The 700-nt window shown below is 35.9% G+C and carries 1 protein-coding gene; it reads left to right on the top strand.

The window, feature by feature from the left end; genetic code table 11:
- On the top strand, positions 1-554 hold a 554-nt coding region (locus tag AC1EK4_RS11950), incomplete at its 5' end, for a hypothetical protein (protein WP_480358413.1).
- Positions 555-700 lie beyond the last annotated feature (146 nt).

The raw sequence follows: 700 nt of genomic DNA, 5'->3' as shown, positions 1-700 counted from the left end.
CAATGCAATGCGGGAGAGTAGGTGGCCGCCTTCTTTTAACGAGAGCCTCGATTACTGAATGTAGTCGGGGCTTTTTTAGTTTATATAAGTGTATGAAGTCTATATGGGATAAATTACATCTGTGCTATCACTGTTTGATGAGGATACCTCGAACACGTGGGTTTGGTGTGCAATCACCTTTCGCTTATCGCTTTCTTCGTCGAGTGGTAGCTCCTAAATCGAATGGAACTTGGCCTGTTTTATGGCTATGTTCCAATAGAAGTCTGCGCAAAGAGAAGTTATTATCTCGTTTGAATGAATATTGCTGTGAGAAGAATTTAACCTATGTAGGTCTATTGGGGGAGGAAATCCCTACATATGAAGAACTTTTGGAACATTTAGATATAAGTACGGTATTATTTATAGATGGTATTCAGAAGAAATCAGAAATGAAGTATCTATGGTTAAAATTATTAGAGGGAACACATCGAGGGGGTGCTTTTGATTTGTATGATTGTGGTATTCTTTTCTTCAATCAGACTTATTATAAACGAGTATATAAGGTGAATTATTGACATAAGCATGCTTGCCTGTTCTACAATAAAGTTTAAATTTATACTTTATTGTAACTCATATGTAAAATAATTATTGCTGTCTGGTAAAACTTAAATAGCCTATAAATCCTTGCGGAATTGCCTTTATACAGGTAATTCCGCATTCT

This window comes from Prevotella sp. C0026C3, assembly GCF_056590795.1.
Note: the sequence above shows the minus strand (reverse complement) of the source record. Positions and strands in the feature narration are given on the sequence as shown.